We start from the raw sequence: 923 nt of genomic DNA on the forward strand, positions 1-923 counted from the left end.
CCCAACGCTTTTCGCAAGTTACTACGTCCTTCATCGCCTCTGACTGCCAAGGCATCCACCGTATACGCTTAGTCGCTTAACCATACAACCCAAATGAGTTTCACTCATCTGCGYCGCATTGCGACCAGCTTGGTTTTACTTGTCTCACTTCTGACCAAAGAAGTGGACGCGCCTTAGACGTAAACTATGCCACTAAGCATAATTTACTATTGAATATTCAAGACACTTAATAAAGTGTTTGAGAACTCATRTTTAATGCTTGCGCATTAAACGTTTTGTAATTAATCACATGACAGACTCATGCAATTAAATACTATCAGCTTTCCAAATTGTTAAAGAGCGGGCTTAAAAAAGCCAAAGATAATTTTTAAGTTTATCTTTGGCATCTCTATCCATAATGCATATGCCTTATTACTTTGCAATAAAGTCAGAATAAGGTGTAAATGGTGGAGCTATGCGGGATCGAACCGCAGACCTCCTGCGTGCAAGGCAGGCGCTCTCCCAGCTGAGCTATAGCCCCATTTACATGCAGTGCGAGTAAGTAAGATGTTCCAAACCTCTAAAAGGATTGGTTTGCCAATTATCAGGGGTGCGCTCTAACCAGCTGAGCTACAGACCCATCTTTGATAAACCTATTTGACTAGGTCCATCTTTTACTCTTTCTTCTATCAAGCAAATCTGTGTGAACACTCAACAAACATTAAGTTAGTCGTATAGGTAAGGAGGTGATCCAGCCCCAGGTTCCCCTAGGGCTACCTTGTTACGACTTCACCCCAGTCATGAACCACAAAGTGGTGAGCGCCCCCCCGAAGGTTAAGCTACCCACTTCTTTTGCAGCCCACTCCCATGGTGTGACGGGCGGTGTGTACAAGGCCCGGGAACGTATTCACCGTGGCATTCTGATCCACGATTACTAGCGATTC

1 tRNA gene and 2 rRNA genes are annotated in these 923 nt (G+C 44.5%); all 3 read right to left on the minus strand.

The features are described from left to right. A 23S ribosomal RNA gene (locus L5M51_RS22720) occupies window positions 1-82 on the minus strand; the annotation flags it as partial. 362 nt (window positions 83-444) lie between these two features. After that, window positions 445-520, minus strand: a tRNA-Ala gene (locus L5M51_RS22725). A gap of 198 nt (window positions 521-718) precedes the next feature. Continuing rightward, window positions 719-923: ribosomal RNA gene (locus L5M51_RS22730) — 16S ribosomal RNA — on the minus strand; the annotation flags it as partial.

It is taken from the genome of Shewanella sp. SM73, assembly GCF_025653795.1.
Lineage (GTDB): Bacteria > Pseudomonadota > Gammaproteobacteria > Enterobacterales > Shewanellaceae > Shewanella > Shewanella oncorhynchi.